Origin of the sequence: Cupriavidus sp. UYPR2.512 (assembly GCF_000379565.1) — a bacterium.
GTDB lineage: Bacteria > Pseudomonadota > Gammaproteobacteria > Burkholderiales > Burkholderiaceae > Cupriavidus.
In genome coordinates, this window is record NZ_KB903149.1 from 1 (window position 1) to 15,209 (window position 15,209).

13 protein-coding genes are annotated in these 15,209 nt (G+C 60.5%); 12 read left to right on the top strand and 1 reads right to left on the bottom strand.

Annotation, left to right across the window (positions count from 1 at the left end):
- The 4 genes from A3A5_RS0124005 to A3A5_RS0124020 all read left to right on the top strand — a co-directional run.
- Positions 1–207, top strand: a 207-nt coding sequence (locus A3A5_RS0124005; protein ID WP_018313038.1) for an integrase core domain-containing protein, incomplete at its 5' end; no start/stop codon positions are given.
- Between the two features lie 31 nt (positions 208–238).
- On the top strand, positions 239–1,156 hold the full coding sequence (locus A3A5_RS39310; RefSeq protein WP_081623978.1) for a porin: 918 nt from the start codon (positions 239–241) through the stop codon (positions 1,154–1,156).
- Between the two features lie 718 nt (positions 1,157–1,874).
- Positions 1,875–2,669 (top strand): enoyl-CoA hydratase-related protein, encoded by a 795-nt coding sequence (locus tag A3A5_RS0124015; RefSeq protein WP_018313040.1) that lies wholly within the window; start codon positions 1,875–1,877, stop codon positions 2,667–2,669.
- A 150-nt stretch (positions 2,670–2,819) separates the two neighbouring features.
- Entirely contained in the window at positions 2,820–4,115 is a 1,296-nt protein-coding gene (locus A3A5_RS0124020) for an acetyl-CoA hydrolase/transferase family protein (protein WP_018313041.1), read from the top strand.
- A 46-nt stretch (positions 4,116–4,161) separates the two neighbouring features.
- On the opposite strand, the gene A3A5_RS0124025 is transcribed toward A3A5_RS0124020, so the two are convergent.
- Entirely contained in the window at positions 4,162–4,683 is a 522-nt protein-coding gene (locus tag A3A5_RS0124025; RefSeq protein ID WP_018313042.1) for a MarR family winged helix-turn-helix transcriptional regulator, read from the bottom strand.
- Positions 4,684–5,296: 613 nt separating this feature from the next.
- Here A3A5_RS0124025 and A3A5_RS0124035 point away from each other — a divergent pair.
- The 8 genes from A3A5_RS0124035 to A3A5_RS0124070 all read left to right on the top strand — a co-directional run bounded on the left by A3A5_RS0124035 (position 5,297) and on the right by A3A5_RS0124070 (position 15,159).
- Positions 5,297–7,318 carry an FAD-dependent oxidoreductase gene (locus A3A5_RS0124035; RefSeq protein ID WP_018313044.1) on the top strand — a complete coding sequence of 674 codons (2,022 nt, stop codon included), beginning with the start codon at positions 5,297–5,299 and terminating at the stop codon, positions 7,316–7,318.
- Between the two features lie 25 nt (positions 7,319–7,343).
- Entirely contained in the window at positions 7,344–8,984 is a 1,641-nt protein-coding gene (locus A3A5_RS0124040) for an AMP-binding protein (protein WP_018313045.1), read from the top strand.
- A gap of 26 nt (positions 8,985–9,010) precedes the next feature.
- Positions 9,011–9,778, top strand: a complete 768-nt coding sequence (locus A3A5_RS0124045; RefSeq protein WP_026201063.1) for a glucose 1-dehydrogenase — start codon at positions 9,011–9,013, stop codon at positions 9,776–9,778.
- A 5-nt stretch (positions 9,779–9,783) separates the two neighbouring features.
- A complete protein-coding gene (gene badI / locus A3A5_RS0124050; protein ID WP_018313047.1) occupies positions 9,784–10,605 on the top strand; it encodes a 2-ketocyclohexanecarboxyl-CoA hydrolase in 822 nt (273 codons plus the stop codon).
- Positions 10,602–11,372: an enoyl-CoA hydratase/isomerase family protein gene (locus A3A5_RS0124055; protein WP_018313048.1), complete on the top strand. Its 771-nt coding sequence runs from the start codon at positions 10,602–10,604 to the stop codon at positions 11,370–11,372. The genes badI and A3A5_RS0124055 overlap by 4 nt, the downstream gene beginning before the upstream one ends.
- 181 nt (positions 11,373–11,553) lie before the next feature.
- The gene (locus A3A5_RS0124060; RefSeq protein WP_018313049.1) at positions 11,554–13,344 is read left to right on the top strand and encodes an acyl-CoA dehydrogenase; all 1,791 of its coding nucleotides are present in this window, start codon (positions 11,554–11,556) and stop codon (positions 13,342–13,344) included.
- 77 nt (positions 13,345–13,421) lie between these two features.
- Positions 13,422–13,757, top strand: a complete 336-nt coding sequence (locus A3A5_RS0124065) for a hypothetical protein (protein WP_018313050.1) — start codon at positions 13,422–13,424, stop codon at positions 13,755–13,757.
- Positions 13,758–14,004: 247 nt separating this feature from the next.
- Positions 14,005–15,159 carry an ABC transporter substrate-binding protein gene (locus tag A3A5_RS0124070; protein ID WP_018313051.1) on the top strand — a complete coding sequence of 385 codons (1,155 nt, stop codon included), beginning with the start codon at positions 14,005–14,007 and terminating at the stop codon, positions 15,157–15,159.
- Positions 15,160–15,209: the final 50 nt, after the last annotated feature.

Here is a 15,209-nt window from a genome sequence, read left to right on the forward strand (position 1 = left end):
GATAACGTGTTCGTCGAACGCCTTTGGCGCAGCGTCAAATACGAGGAGGTCTACCTGAAAGCCTACGACTCGGTCAGCCATGCGCGCCGCTCTATCGCTAACTACCTAACCTGGTACAACCAACGACGGCCCCATTCCAGTCTGGCGGACCAGACCCCGGATGAGGCATACTTCGCCACGCTGCCAGCGATCAAATCGGCAGCCTGACTGCCCCAGCGCTTCCACTTAAAAACTCCGGATCCCTGTCCGAACAAACGGTGCCACCTCTTTGGGAGGCGGTCTGAAAGGACTATTCGTGTTGGAGAGTGGATTCGATATCGACACGGGAAAATCATTGCAAGGGGGCCGCCTTTTTGGGCGACAGGCATTCGTAGGCATTCAGTCCGGATGGGGAAGCGTGCTCCTCGGACGGCAGAACACCTCGCTGTACGACTATGTTGGCAACTATGATCCCCTGGCACTGGCACCGCGATATGGCGTAGTGACTCAAGATACCTCGTTTACGGCCAGAGCGGACAACTCGATCAAGTACGTAGGTGGTTTCGGTGGATTGAAGGTTTCTGCGTTTTACAGCGCTGGTGCTGACAGCTCGGTCGCAAATGGCAGCGAAGTGCCGGGCGCTCCCAAGCTGGGGCGCGGTTTTGGCAGCTATGTGACCTACGACTCTGGCCCGCTCAGCGTCGGCGTCGCATACGACGAGGTTAATACCGGTACGACGACTCTAAACCCCGATGCCACCGCGCGACGGTTCTCTGGCGCGGGGAGCTATGTGGTCGGCAGTGTGAAGCTATTCGGTGGTTATCGATGGGCTCGAGGCTATCACGGGGGCGTGATTCCAGGTTCCATCGCCGGTGCTTCAAATCAGGGAGGCAATCTGTATTGGACGGGGGTGAACTGGCAAGCGACACCTGCGCTTGCTCTTGCTGCTGCGGCCTACTATCAGGACTTTAAGAACACAGGGAATGACCCATGGCTCTTTACCCTGAACGCTGACTATGCGTTCTCGAAGAGAACGCGAGCGTATGCATCGCTTGGCTATATCAAGAACAAAGGTACCTCCAACCTTGGGTTCTACGACAACGGGAAGACGTTTGGGAACACGAATCCAGGCCAAAACCAGTTTGGCGTGACGATCGGTCTCCGACAGGTCTTCTAAGATCGCCGGGGTCGAGCGGCAAAGTCTCGCTCGACATAGCGTCTCGGTGGAGTCGCGGCTCGCCACACAGCGTTATAGTGCGGCGGACCGGATTCCTAGCATGGTAGGGTAGATGCGGGACTGCGTAGCTCTCTAGCATCCTCCCGGGCTGGTCGACTTGAGGAAGGATCCTCAGTCGGCCAGCGTTTTTTCTGGTTCGCGATCTCGGACGGCCGCCATGATGACAATCGCGCGCAGCCTAGTCCATTGAGCTCGCAGGCCCGGAGCAGCGCGGCTACAAGTGCGTGTAGCGCAGGGCGCTGTCGCGATACCAGGTCAGACGCGATGGCTCAGTCATGCCTGTATCGGACTGCGATCAATGCCTTGTCATGCCGCGGTGGCTGACACCGCTGCCATTAAGGTTCGGTCCTGCCTCGATGGGGAAACTAGGGCCCGCGGAGATCGATTCGACCCGAACTCGACAGTCCAGGGGTGTGAGCAATTCTTAAGAGCCATGTATTGGCCACCCACATGCCTCACACATGACAGCATGATGTCGAGAATAGTCGACAAAGCGCGGGAAATCGCGAGGTGAATTGCTAACCATCTCGCAAATAAGTAATGATCTTGACATACTTCAATCGGGATCCTACGATTGCCTCGTTCTGCCCGAGCATTTATTGCACACGATTGAGCGGGCCAGCGGCAAATCGGCAAAGCAACCCATAGGGACCCTATCATGAATTTCACCAACATCGAGTTGACTCTCAAAGAGGGCGTAGCAACGATCACGCTGAACCGGCCAGACAAGCTGAACAGCCTCAACGAGGCAACCATGATCGAGCTTGGTCAGGCGCTAGCCGTCGTGGAGGGGAGCCCGGAAGTGCGGGTTCTGGTCCTGACCGGAGCTGGCCGAGCCTTCTGTGCCGGGCAGGACCTTGCCGATCCCGCGATGCAGATTGTGGAGGGCAAGCTGCCGGATATCGGTGCGCTGGTGGAGCGGCATTTCAAGCCGACGGTGATGCGCTTGCAGAACCTGCAGGTACCCACCATTGCCGCCGTGAATGGGCTCGCGGCTGGCGGCGGTGCGTCGCTGGCTTTGGCCTGTGACCTCGTCGTGGCGGCGAAGTCGGCCTATTTCCTGCAAGCGTTTTCTCGAATCGGACTCACGCCGGATACCGGCAGCACCTGGTTCCTAGTGCACAAAGTCGGGATGTCGCGCGCCATCGGTCTCGCTTATCTGGCCGATAAGCTGCCAGCGGAGAAGGCCGCCGAATGGGGCCTGATCTGGCAAGTGTTCGACGACGCTCAGTTCGGGGAGGAGGTGGGGCGCCTTGTCGACCAGGTGGCCACCATGCCCACTAAGGCGCTGGTGCGCACGCGCCAGCTAATGCACGCTGCCCGCGGCCACACCCTAGAGCAACAGCTCTCGATGGAGGCCACCTTCATTCGCGAAATGGGTTGGAGCGAGGATTATCAGGAAGGCGTGAACGCTTTTGCCGAGAAGCGCCCGGCCAAGTTCACTGGCCGCTGAGCCGGCTCACTTAGCACACTTTTTCGACGCGACTTTCCCCGGCCGTGCGGATGGCCTCCGCACGGCCGGGCGGCATTCGCCCGCGCGGCGCGGGCACTGAACAAGAGCAAGCCCTCGACGGTTTGCCTGGATAACGATATCGGAGACGCCATGAAATTCGATCACCTGCTCAGCCAGAAATGCATGGCACCCATGGATGCCATCGGTCTGGTCCGTGACGGCGATACTATCGTTGTACCTACGGGACCTGCTGAGCCGCCGCGACTGCTGACCGCGCTTTCGGAGCAGCGCCGGCGGTATGCGGATGTGACGGTTGCCCAGATCCTGCCGCTGAGGAAATACGGGTATGAGGATCCTGTCACCTCTGCGCACGTACGCCACCTTTCCTATTTCTTCGGCCCTGCGTCGCGCCAGGGTGGGCAGGACGGTCTGCATGACTACATCCCCATGCATTTCTCTGAGCTGCCATCCTTTTTCACGCAAGGGCTGAATCCGGCTGACGTGGTGTTCAGCCTCGCGTCTCCCATGGACGAACATGGTTACTTCTCGCTCGGGCTGGCCGCGGATTACACAATGGCTGCGATTCGCGAGGCCCGCGCCGTGATACTGGAGGTCAATCCGAATGTGCCGTTTACCAATGGCAACTGCCAGGTCCATCTCTCGGAGGTTGCCGCGATTGTTGAAGGCACCGAGCCCCTCGCGCAGGTCGGCTTGCCGGCGATCGGTGCGGTGCAGGAAGCGATTGGCGGCTATGTGGCGGAGATGATCCCTGATGGGGCGACGCTGCAAATCGGCTACGGCAGCATTCCCGATGCGGTGGTCATGCAATTGATGAGCAAGCGCGACCTGGGCGTCCATACCGAGATGCTGGGAGATGGCATCCTGCGTCTGATCGAGGCCGGCGTGGTGACCAACCGGCGCAAGAACTATCTGAAGGGCAAGACAATCGCGACGTTTGCGCTGGGTTCGAGCACGCTTTATAAATTCATGGACCGAAATCCCTCGGTGGAGCTGCATCCAGCGGACTTTACTAACGATCCTTACCTGGCCGGGCAGAACAACAATCTAATGGCCATAAATGCGACCTTGCAGATCGACCTGATCGGCCAGTGCGGGTCCGAGACGCTTGGGTTCAGTCCGGTGTCTGGGACGGGTGGACAGTCCGATTTTGTCAGAGCAGCCAATCGCTCGTCGGGGGGCAAGGCCTTCATCGTGCTGCCATCGACAGCGAAGGATGACGCCATTTCGCGTATCGTTCCGGTGCTCTCTCCGGGTACCCATGTGAGCACGAGCAAGAACGATGTTAATTACGTCGTCACGGAGTTTGGCGTGGCGCAGTTGCGCGGGAAATCGGCAAGGCAGCGAGCGGAGGCGTTAATTGGCCTGGCCCATCCAAAATTCAGGCCGGAGTTGCGCGAAGCCGCAAAGCAAATGAAACTGATGTGATGCATGACGGAAACGCCTGGCCGATTCCGGGGCGGTCGTGAGGAGATCAGGCATGCCAGGAGGGCGCCCGCTCGTCTGAATTCTCCTCGACGTGCTCCTCGTCCAGATTGACATGAGTCATTCCGGCATTGAGCTGGTTCAGGAAGTGAACCAGTGACACCTTGTCATCGAAGCGAAAGCTGGTCAATGCCTGACGGTAAAACTCATAGATCTTAGGCTGCAGGCTGTTCCAGAATTCCCGGCCCTTGGGCCTCAGCACCACCTTCTTGGCCCGCCGGTCGACGGTGTCTGCCACGCGGATAACGTGGTCCTCTCGTTCCAGCCTTTTCAGTACGCCATCCAGGCTCTGCCGGCTGACGACCAGGTATTCCGCCAAGTCGGAAAAAGACATGCCGTCAGCCACCTGTGGACGTGATAGTGCGCCCAGTACGGACCATTGTACCGTCGTGATGCCAAGCGTCTTGATGGTCTGTCGGTCCAGCGTATTACCGGCCTGGAACAAGCGAAAAAACAGACGGTTATGGATTGACGAGACGGATTGGTCGTAAGAGGGGTCGAAGTTCGTCATGAGAGGCTGAAGGCTGCGCTGGTCCTGCGCAAAACAAAAACTGCAACGCCGTCTATTCTAAGGCGCCGGGACCTACCGGTTTACGACAATGTTCCCGTGCTGGACGCAACCTGCCGAGTCATGCCAGTGCCTGCAACGTTGCCTCCCCATAAAGCTTCGCGATCGGGCGGCGCGCTACGCTTAAGTATGACATGTAATTGACCTTGTGCAATTAGGTGATGTGGTTGCGTTTGATGCCGAACGAACCTCACGACGGCCTTCAGATAAAGCAGGATGCTGATACATATACTTTCGGCCTGTTAAGGAGGTACTTCGCCGGCACGTCTGTAAAGGACGAGGCCACTGAGCAGGTTTTGGCCTCTCTCCTTTGGTTTTCAATCTTTTAATGCGCTCTATAAGGCGCTTTTTCTCGCGACGCGGATACTTCCATCTGCTGACATGCGCTGCGGCTTCTAGCAGGTAGCTGATAATTCCTCATGGCTAGAGATCCACAAGCGCCTCGCTTTCATAGGGGTTTCCCCGGGTCTGCGCCAAAATATACATCATGATCTTGACGTAATTGAGAAGCCTGCCTAGTATGTTTCCACCGACTCACTAAATAACGAGACACCCCATGGAGACGCTCGACAAGATCCTGACGCCGCTGAACGTCGGCACAACCGTACTTCCGAACCGCATGGTTATGGGTGCGATGCATACGCGGCTGGAAACACTGGACCGCCCCAATGAGCGTCTGGCAGCGTTCTACGCCTCACGTGCCGCAGGTGAGATCGGGCTGATCCTAAGTGGTGGCTTCTCCCCGAATCCGGAAGGTGTCATGGAGGAGGGCGGGCCGCTGTTCAACAGCGCGGACCAGCTCGAGGAACATCAGGTCGTCACGCAAGCGGTCCATGCCGCCGGCGGCAAGATTGTGCTGCAGATTCTCCACGCCGGTCGCTATGCGAAGGTGCCGAATTGCGTGGCGCCGTCGCCGGGCAAGGCTCGGATCAATACGTTCTCCCCGCACGCGCTTACCACCGAGGAGGTTTGGCGCACCATCGCCGACTTTGTCAATACGGCGGCCCTTGCCATCGAGGCTGGATACGATGGCGTGGAAATCATGGGTTCGGAGGGTTACCTGATTAATGAGTTCACCGCCGCGCTGACCAACCAGCGCAGCGATGAATTCGGCGGCAGCTTCGAGGGGCGTATTCGTTTCCCTCTCGAGGTGGTGCGTGCGGTGCGGGAGCGACTGGGTCGCAACCCAATGCTGATTTATCGGATTTCTTCGATCGACTTGGTCGAAGGTGGCATGAACGGCGCGGAGATCGCGTCATTCGCCAAGCAGATCGAAGCCGCAGGCGCGGATCTGATCAATACCGGTGTCGGCTGGCATGAATCCGCCGTACCGACGATCGGGGCCACGGTGCCGCGCGCGGCATGGCGCGAAGCCATTCGCAATGTCAAGCAATCGGTAGCCATTCCGGTGATGGCATCGAACCGCATCAACACGCCGCAAGTGGCCGAGGAATTGATTTCGTCCGGCGTGGCGGACTTGGTCTCGATGGCTCGGCCGCTGCTGGCGGATCCGGACTTCGCCAAGAAAGCGCGCCTGGGCGTTACGGACGAGATCAATACTTGCATCGCGTGTAACCAAGCGTGTTTGGACCGCATCTTTACCGAGCGCACGGCGACCTGTCTGGTTAACCCGCGCGCCGGTAGGGAAATCGAATTCCCAATCGGCTTCGCGCCGAAGCGCAAACGCATCGCAGTGGTCGGCGGCGGACCCGCCGGGATGGCGTTTGCTATCAACGCTACGGAGCGCGGCCACGACGTTACGCTGCTTGAAGCCGAGCAGCAACTGGGCGGGCAACTGAACTTGGCCAAGTCGGTACCGGGCAAGGCCGAATTCCACGAAATGTTGCGCTATTTCCGGGTGCGCCTTGAGAAGCTTGGCGTCACGCTGCAAATGGGTAAGCCGGCCACTGCTGACCAACTGATCGCGGGCGCGTTCGACGAGATCGTGCTGGCGACAGGTGTGCTGCCGCGTGTGCCGGAGTTTGCCGGTGTGGATCATCCCAAGGCTGTTTCGTATATCGATGTCTTGTCCGGCAAGGTCGAGGTCGGTGAACGCGTCGCCATTATCGGTGCAGGTGGCATTGGCTTTGATGTCGCCGAGTTCCTGCTCGGTGATGCCGAGGAATCTCTCGACGCGCATGCCTTCTTCCGCGCCTGGGGCGTGGATGCAACAAACGTAAGCTCCGGCGGGCTTGCGGCTGCGGCCGACCATGGGGCGCCACGGCGCAGCGTTCATATGTTCCAGCGCAAGGCAGAACCGCTCGGCAAACGCCTTGGTAAGTCCACCGGGTGGATCCTGAAGGCGAAGCTGCGCAAGGCCAATATCGCGATGACCGCTGGGGCCACATACGACGCCATCGACGACGAAGGGTTGCACTACACGGTGGATGGCAAGGCGCATGTGCTGCCGGTGGACCACGTAGTGCTGTGCGCGGGCCAGAACTCTAATCGCGATCTCTACGACCAGCTCAAGGCCCGCGGCGCGGAGCCAAGGCTGATCGGGGGTGCCGATGTTGCCAGCGAGCTGGATGCTCTGCGCGCCATCGATCAGGCCACCCGACTGGCCGTCGCAGTTTGAGCAAATGCAGCAGCCGGAGACACCAATGCTGACGAAATACGATCAAGGTCTGGGGAAATGCCAGGCCAACTTCGTGCCCCTCACACCGCTGCATTTCCTGCGACGCGCGGCGGACGTGTTCCCCGACCGGGATGCGGTCATTTATCACGATCGGCGCTATTCGTGGCGCCAGTACGCGGACCGGTGCTATCAACTGGCCCGGGCGCTAATCACCGCCGGCGTGGCGCGGGGCGACACGGTTTCCATCCTTGCCCCGAATGTTCCCGAGATGCTGGAGGCCCACTTTGGCGTGCCGCTTTCGGGTGCCGTGCTGAACAGCATCAATATCCGCCTGGATGCGCCCGCCATTGCATTCATCTTGCAGCATTCGGAAACGCGCATCCTGCTGGCCGATACCCAATTCGCCGCGACCGTGCGCGAGGCGGTGGCGCAGACCGGTATGCCGATCCAGGTGATTGACATCCTCGACCCGGCCTCCGGCTCGGAGGACACAGTCGGCGCTGTCGATTATGAGGCATTCCTGGCATCGGCCGCTGACGTCGAGTTGTGTTATCCCGAAGACGAATGGGATGCCATCGCGCTGAACTACACCTCCGGCACAACCGGCAGCCCAAAGGGCGTGGTTTATCACCATCGCGGAGCCTATCTGAACGCCCTGGGCCAATCGATAAATGCCGGACTGGTTGGCGCTGACCCGGTCTACCTGTGGACGCTACCGCTGTTCCATTGCAACGGATGGTGCTTTGCCTGGGCCATGGCGGCCATGGGCGGCACTCATATCTGCCTGCGCAAGGTGGTGGCAAAGGACATCTACGACGCCATCGCAGAGCATAACGTGACGCATCTATGCTGCGCGCCGACCGTTCTCGATTTCCTGGTCGATGGCAAGCCGGACGGCTGGTCGAAGCCATCACGGCCCATCCGCATCGTCTGTGCTGGTGCTTCGCCGCCGACGGCGGTGCTGCGCAAGATCTCGGCGCTAGGCTTTTCGCTGATGCATGTGTATGGCATGACGGAAATGCATGGCGTCAACACGCTCTGCCAGCCGCAACGGGAATGGCTGGACCAGGGCGAGGATGGGTACTTCTCACATCTTTCGCGTCAAGGTGTGCGCAGCGTGGTGATGGAAGAGATGATGGTTGTCGACGCCGCCTTCAGCCCGATTCCCCGCGACGGCAAGTCCATTGGCGAAGTCATGTTCCGCGGCAACCTGGCCATGAAGGGATACCTCAAAAATGCCCAAGCCACCGAAGAAGCGTTTGCCGGCGGGTGGTATCACACTGGTGACCTCGCCGTTGTTCACGCCGATGGCTATATCGAAATCAAGGACCGGGCCAAGGACATCATTATTTCTGGCGGCGAGAACATTTCCTCCCTCGAGGTGGAGGAGATTCTCTATACCCATCCGGCAGTGCAGAACGCGGCAGTCGTGGCCGTGCCCGACCAGAAGTGGGGCGAGGTGCCATGCGCGATGCTTGAGCTCAAGCCCGAATACGCCGGTACGCTCGACGCGGAAGACATCATCCAGTACTGCCGCCATCGGCTGCCGGGATTCAAGACGCCCCGACACGTGATATTCGAACCGCTGCCGCGTACGGCAACGGGCAAGCTCCAGAAGTTTGCCCTGCGCAAGATGGCTGTGGAAATTTTGTCGAAACGAATTTAGTAGGACTGAAAACAGGAGGTAGCATCATGCGAGGTTTAAACGAAAAGGTGGTTGTGATCACTGGCGCCGCCGGCGGCATCGGGAAGGCATTGTGCAAGCGTTTCTGCGAAGAGGGTTCGCATGTGGTCGCGGTGGATGTCAATGCAGCCGCGCTGGAGAATCTGAGCGCAGAGCTGAAGGATCACAGCGGGCAATTCACGCAGCTCCAGCTCGACATTACCGATCACGCGGCCGTGACCGATGCGATCGGCAAGGTTGCTGAGAAGCACGGCGGCATCGATGCGCTGATCAACAACGCGGGCTGGGACGTCGCCATGCAGTTCCTGGAGACCACCCCGGAATTTTGGCAGAAAGTGATCGGCATCAACTTGCTGGGGCCATTGAACCTGCACCACGCCGTGCTGCCCTGGATGGTCAAGCGCAAGCAAGGCAAGATTGTCAATATTTCCTCGGATGCGGGCCGGGTCGGCTCGTCGGGCGAATCGGTGTACTCGGCGTGCAAGGGCGGTGTCATCGCTTTCAGCAAGACTATCGCCCGCGAATGCGCGCGCAATAACATCAATGTCAACGTGGTGTGCCCCGGCCCCACCGATACCGCGCTGCTGCAGTCCTTCCTGGGTGAGGGTGAGTTCGGCCAGAAGATCTATGAAGGCCTGAAGCGCGCGATTCCACTCAAGCGCTTGGGCCAGCCCGAAGACATTCCCGGCATGGTGGCCTTCCTGGCCAGCGACGACGCCAACTTCATTACCGGCCAGGTCATCAGTGTCTCTGGCGGCCTGACTATGCACGGTTGAGAACCATGAGCGAATATTCTGACATCCTTTATGAAGTGCGCGACGGTGTGGCCCGCATCACCATCAACCGTCCGCAGAAGTACAACGCCTTTCGTGGCCGTACCTGTGACGAACTTATCCACGCGCTGAACGCGGCATCTTGGGACAAGTCGGTTGGTGTGGTCGTGCTGACAGGCACTGGCGACAAGGCCTTTTGCACCGGCGGCGACCAATCGGCGCACGACGGTGGTTACGATGGCCGCGGCGTGATCGGCCTGCCGGTGGAGGAACTGCAAGGCATCATCCGTGAATGCCCGAAGCCCGTGATCGCACGTGTCAATGGCTATGCCATCGGCGGCGGCAATGTGCTCGTGACCTGTTGCGATCTTGCCATCGCATCTGAGACCGCGCAATTCGGCCAGGTGGGTCCGAAGGTCGGCTCGGTCGATCCGGGTTTCGGCACCGCCTTGCTCGCTCGTGTCGTCGGTGAGAAGCGTGCCCGCGAGATCTGGTTCCTGTGCCGACGCTATTCCGCTGCGGAGGCGCTGGCCATGGGTCTCATTAACGCCGTGGTGCCGGCCGACCAGCTCGATGCCGAAGTCGACAAGTGGTGCCAGGAGATTCTCGCGATGAGCCCGACCGCGCTGGCCATTGCCAAGCGCTCTTTCAATGCCGACACGGATTCGATCCGCGGTATCGGCGGGCTGGGTATGCAGGCACTGGCGCTGTACTACGGCACCGCTGAGTCGCAAGAGGGCGTCCATGCCTTCCTGGAGAAGCGCAAGCCGCGCTTCCGTGACGTCTACCAGGGTAAGGTTGCGGGCGACAGCGGGGAGAGCAAGTCATGACGGTCGGCCTGCATTATGCCGACGGCGTGGCGGTGCTCACCCTGGATAGACCGGGGGCACTCAATGCGCTGAACTCTGACATGCTGAGGGCATTGTCACTGCACATTGACACCATCGCCCGGTCTGAGGCCCGCGCCGTGCTGGTGATCGGGTCTGGCGAGCGGGCGTTCTGCGCGGGCGCTGACATCGCCGAACTGCAAGGCAGGACCGCATCACAGCATCTTGATGGCGCGGCGCTTGGGCAGGGCGTCTTCGCGAAGCTGGCTGCATTGTCGATTCCGACGGTGGCGGTGATCCGCGGGCCGGCGTTGGGCGGTGGCTTGGAGTTGGCAATGTCGTGCAGTCATCGCGTGGCAGTCGTCGGCGCCAAGCTTGGTCTGCCGGAGATCAAGCTCGGCCTGATACCCGGCTATGGCGGGACCCAGCGTCTGCCGCGCCTAGTGGGAACCGAGAAGGCGATGGAGCTGATCCTCTCCGGCCGTCTTGTCTCTGCTGACGAGGCGCTGGCCATCGGCCTGGTAGACAAACTGGTCGAGGATGGAGATGTCATGAACATTGGCCTGGCATTCCTCGCCGCGCTCTCCGACGGGCGGCCCGCCGCGGTTCACCTTGCCCGAGAGGCGGTCCGACGTGCGGCAACGCTTAGCCTTGAGGATGGCCTGCGAGCTGAAGCTGACCTGTTTGTCCTGGCCACGCAAACAGATGACGCCGCCGAAGGCATTAACGCGTTCCTCGAAAAGCGAGCGCCCCGCTTCGCCGGACGTTGATATGCAGGTGCCGGTGGCGGCATCCACAGCCGCCACCGGCATCTCGCTGCACATATGACATTGCCCTGCCTCTGGGCGCAGATCAAATCTTCTTCTTGTGTCGTGCAGCCATTCGCGGACACCCGCGCTTTGGCCGGGAGCTGAATCGCGCGGCGCGTCCACCCTATACGAGAGACCCCCCATGACATACGTTGCACCGCTCAAGGACCTTCTTTTCAACATTGAGCACCTGGCCGGTCTGGATGAGCTTGTTCGGCTGGAGGGATTCGACGAAGCCGGCATCGAGACTGCGGCGGCAGTGCTCGAGGAGTGCGCGCGCTTCAACGAGGAAGTGATCGCCCCCCTGAACGCAAGTGGCGACCGCGAGCCGCCGACGCTGGTCGATGGAGTCGTAAAGACCAGCCCTGGCGCAAGGCAGGCCTTCCGGCAGTACGCGGAGGCCGGATGGCTGGGCGTCCAGCATCCTCCGCAATACGGTGGGCAGGGGCTGCCCAAGGTGATCGGCGCAGCGTGCTCTGAGATGGTGAACTCTGCCAACCTGAGCTTTGCTCTGTGCGCTTTGCTCAGCGACGGCGCCATTGCGGCGCTGGCCGCAGTCGGTTCGGAGGCCATGCGCCAGACGTACCTGCACAAGCTGGTTTCCGGCCAGTGGACCGGGACCATGAACCTGACGGAACCGCAGGCAGGTAGTGACCTGTCGCTGGTGCGTACTCGTGCCGAGCCGCAGGAAGACGGCACCTACAAGGTGTTCGGCACCAAGATCTTCATCACCTACGGCGACCACGACCTGACCGAGAACATTGTGCACCTGATGCTCGCGCGGGTCACGGGCGCGCCGGAGGGCATCAAGGGCGTCAGCATGTTCCTGGTACCGAAGGTTCTCGTCCAGGAGGACGGAAGCCTGGGCGAACGCAATGACGTCCACGCCGCCAGTCTCGAACACAAGCTGGGCATCAAGGCGAGTCCAACCGCGGTAATGCAGTATGGGGAGCATGGCGGCGCAACGGGCTATCTGATTGGCGAGGAGAACCGCGGCCTGGAGTACATGTTCCAGATGATGAACTCGGCACGCTTTGCCGTCGGCGTGCAAGGTGTCGCGATTGCGGAACGCGCCTACCAGCAAGCAGTGGCGTACGCCAGAGAACGCGTCCAGGGGCGCCCAGTGGATGGATCGGCCTCAAGCAGCGTCGCCATCATCGGACATCCGGATGTGCGGCGGATGCTGATGGAGATGCGGGCGCGCATCGAAGGCTGCAGGGCGATGCTGCTCGTCGCGGCCGGCGCCGACGATCTAGCCTGCCGCCACCCTGACGCCGGCGTCAGGGTGGCGCAGCATGCGTTCTATGAATTCCTGCTGCCGCTGATTAAGGGCTACTGCACCGAGATGGGCGTGCAGGTCACGTCGTTAAACATCCAAGTCCATGGCGGCATGGGCTTCATCGAAGAAACCGGCGCCGCGCAATACTACCGTGATGCCCGCATCCTGCCGATCTATGAAGGCACCACAGCCATTCAGGCAAATGACCTGGTGGGTCGCAAGACCATCCGAGATGGCGGCGCCACCGCGCGGTCGATTGCCGCTCAAATCGAACTGACTGAGGCGCAGCTTGCGCAACGGGATGGCGAGGCCGCTGCTTCCGTCCGCGCCGGCCTGGCATTTGCGCGACAGGCGTTCCTCGATGTTGTCGAGTATGTCGTTCAGCAGGGTCTGCAAGATCCAAATGCGGCTTATGCCGGAAGTGTTCCTTACCTGACCCTCGCGGCCGAGCTGGTGGCGGGCTGGCAGTTGGCACGCGCGTTGCTTGTTGCCGACGAACTCTCGGCTCGTGGTCAGGATAAGCCGTTCATGGACGCGAAGGTGGCTACCGCGTGTTTCTTCGCGGAGCACGTTCTCGCGCAGGCCGGAGCACACCGGCATCGCATCTTGCATGGTGCAGATAGCGTGCTGGCCATCCAACCCGAACTGTTCTGATAGTCCAAGACGACGCTGCAAAAAAGGAGTGGACGGTGGCGGGCGCAACACAATCGGTACAGCCGATGCAGTCCGAAATGAGGGTCGCAGAGATGCTTCATCACATTCGGGCTGCGGTGCGTGCCATCCAATCGGAAGCCAGGCAGCAAAAGCATGACGACGTCAACGGAATGACGCGGCGGCTTGGCCACCTTCTTGCGCTGGCTATCCAGCATGAATCGCCCCTCGATATCGCGGTGATTCTCGGCAGTGCCGCGGAGCTTCGGTATTTTCCCGACGATGCGGCATTTGAGCATTGCACGCGTACCGTCCAGCGCCATGGTGGCAAGGCAATGCGCGCCGTGGTCTGGGCTGTACGGCATCGATGTGCGCGTGCGGGCGCTGGACACCGGCGCTTCGTGGTCGAGTCCTGAACTGCTGTCGCCGCAACCGAGGACAATAGGACTGTAGTTTCCAAGGACATGTACGTGGGCACGAATGTCCTTGCCCAGTCAGCGAAAACACAGAAATCGCCAATTTCTGGTGATTTTCGGCCCTTCAAGGGCTGGCATCGTTATTGCGAAAAGGAAGGAACTGCTCGCTCAGCGGCAGTCCACGACGATAACGTACGACTGGAGACATTCATGAAGACTACGGTGCTGCGCGCTGGCTTGCCTGGCAATGCTCGGCCACCCGGTGCAGGCGGAGGAGCCCTTCCGGATCGGCGCCCTCGTAGATATGACGGGCGTGTACTCAGGCATTGGCGGCCCGGGCGGGGTCGCAGCGGTCAAGATGGCGGTCCAGGATTTTGGCGGCAAGGTCCTCGGCAGACCCGTCGAAGTCCTGAGCGCCGACTACCAGAACAAGGTCGACGTGTCCGCGACCCGCGCGCGCGAGTGGTATGACCGCAATAACGTCGAGATGATCATTGAATCCACCGACTCGGCGTCGGCGCTCGCGCTGCAGAAGCTCGGTGCCAGCAAGAAGAAGATCACCATCTTTGCGGGTTCGGCCACGACCGAGCTGACGGGCAAGCAGTGTTCCCCCTACGGTGTGCACTACGTCTACAACACCTATGCGCTGGCAAACGGCACGGCGCGGGCGATCGTCGAAGAAGGCAAGAAGGATTGGTTCTTCGTGACTGCTGACTATGCTTTCGGACATTCCTTGGAAGCCAACGCTGCCGCGGTGGTCGAGCAATCTGGCGGGAGGGTGACCGGAAGGGTCCGGCACCCGCTCGCCGCTTCGGATTTCGCTTCGTTCCTGCTGCAGGCGCAATCGTCTAAGGCCCAGGTCATCGCGCTGGCCAATGCCGGCCGCGACACCCAGAATGCGGTGCGCCAGGCTGCGGAGTTTGGGCTGGGAAAGGGAAAGCAGGTGGTCGCACCCCTGCTGATTTTCGATAGCGACCTGAAGGGCATGGGCCTGAAGGCGTCGCAGGGACTCCAGTTCACGACGGCCTTTTACTGGGACTACAACGACGAGACTCGAGAGTTTGGCAAGAAGTATTTCGCGCAGACCAAGATGATGCCGACGATGGTCCAGGCTGGAATGTACTCGGCCGTGACCCACTACCTCAGGGCCGTGCAGGCAGTTGGCAGCGCGGATCCCGACAAGGTTATGGCAAAGATGCGCGAGACGCCCATCAATGACTTCTTTGCCAAGGGCGGCCGTATCCAGGCCAACGGGCAGATGGTCCACGACATGTACCTCGCTGAAGCCAAAGGACCGGCGGAGTCCAAGGGAGAATGGGACCTGATGAAGATCCGGAAGGTGATTCCGAAGGACAAGGCGTTTGAACCGCTGGCACAGAGCGCATGCCCCCTGAAAGGGTGACGCGCCGCGTTGCATCCTGATTTTCCATGAAGGGTATCCCGGTGGCGCCG

What these genes read in the sequence shown, in the direction of transcription:
- A3A5_RS0124015 (WP_018313040.1), top strand. Translation starts at nt 1,875, where the DNA reads ATGAATTTCACCAACATCGAGTTGACTCTCAAAGAGGGCGTAGCAACG.
- A3A5_RS0124020 (WP_018313041.1), top strand. Translation starts at nt 2,820, where the DNA reads ATGAAATTCGATCACCTGCTCAGCCAGAAATGCATGGCACCCATGGAT.
- A3A5_RS0124025 (WP_018313042.1), bottom strand. Translation starts at nt 4,683, where the DNA reads ATGACGAACTTCGACCCCTCTTACGACCAATCCGTCTCGTCAATCCAT.
- A3A5_RS0124035 (WP_018313044.1), top strand. Translation starts at nt 5,297, where the DNA reads ATGGAGACGCTCGACAAGATCCTGACGCCGCTGAACGTCGGCACAACC.
- A3A5_RS0124040 (WP_018313045.1), top strand. Translation starts at nt 7,344, where the DNA reads ATGCTGACGAAATACGATCAAGGTCTGGGGAAATGCCAGGCCAACTTC.
- A3A5_RS0124045 (WP_026201063.1), top strand. Translation starts at nt 9,011, where the DNA reads ATGCGAGGTTTAAACGAAAAGGTGGTTGTGATCACTGGCGCCGCCGGC.
- badI (WP_018313047.1), top strand. Translation starts at nt 9,784, where the DNA reads ATGAGCGAATATTCTGACATCCTTTATGAAGTGCGCGACGGTGTGGCC.
- A3A5_RS0124055 (WP_018313048.1), top strand. Translation starts at nt 10,602, where the DNA reads ATGACGGTCGGCCTGCATTATGCCGACGGCGTGGCGGTGCTCACCCTG.
- A3A5_RS0124060 (WP_018313049.1), top strand. Translation starts at nt 11,554, where the DNA reads ATGACATACGTTGCACCGCTCAAGGACCTTCTTTTCAACATTGAGCAC.
- A3A5_RS0124065 (WP_018313050.1), top strand. Translation starts at nt 13,422, where the DNA reads ATGAGGGTCGCAGAGATGCTTCATCACATTCGGGCTGCGGTGCGTGCC.
- A3A5_RS0124070 (WP_018313051.1), top strand. Translation starts at nt 14,005, where the DNA reads ATGCTCGGCCACCCGGTGCAGGCGGAGGAGCCCTTCCGGATCGGCGCC.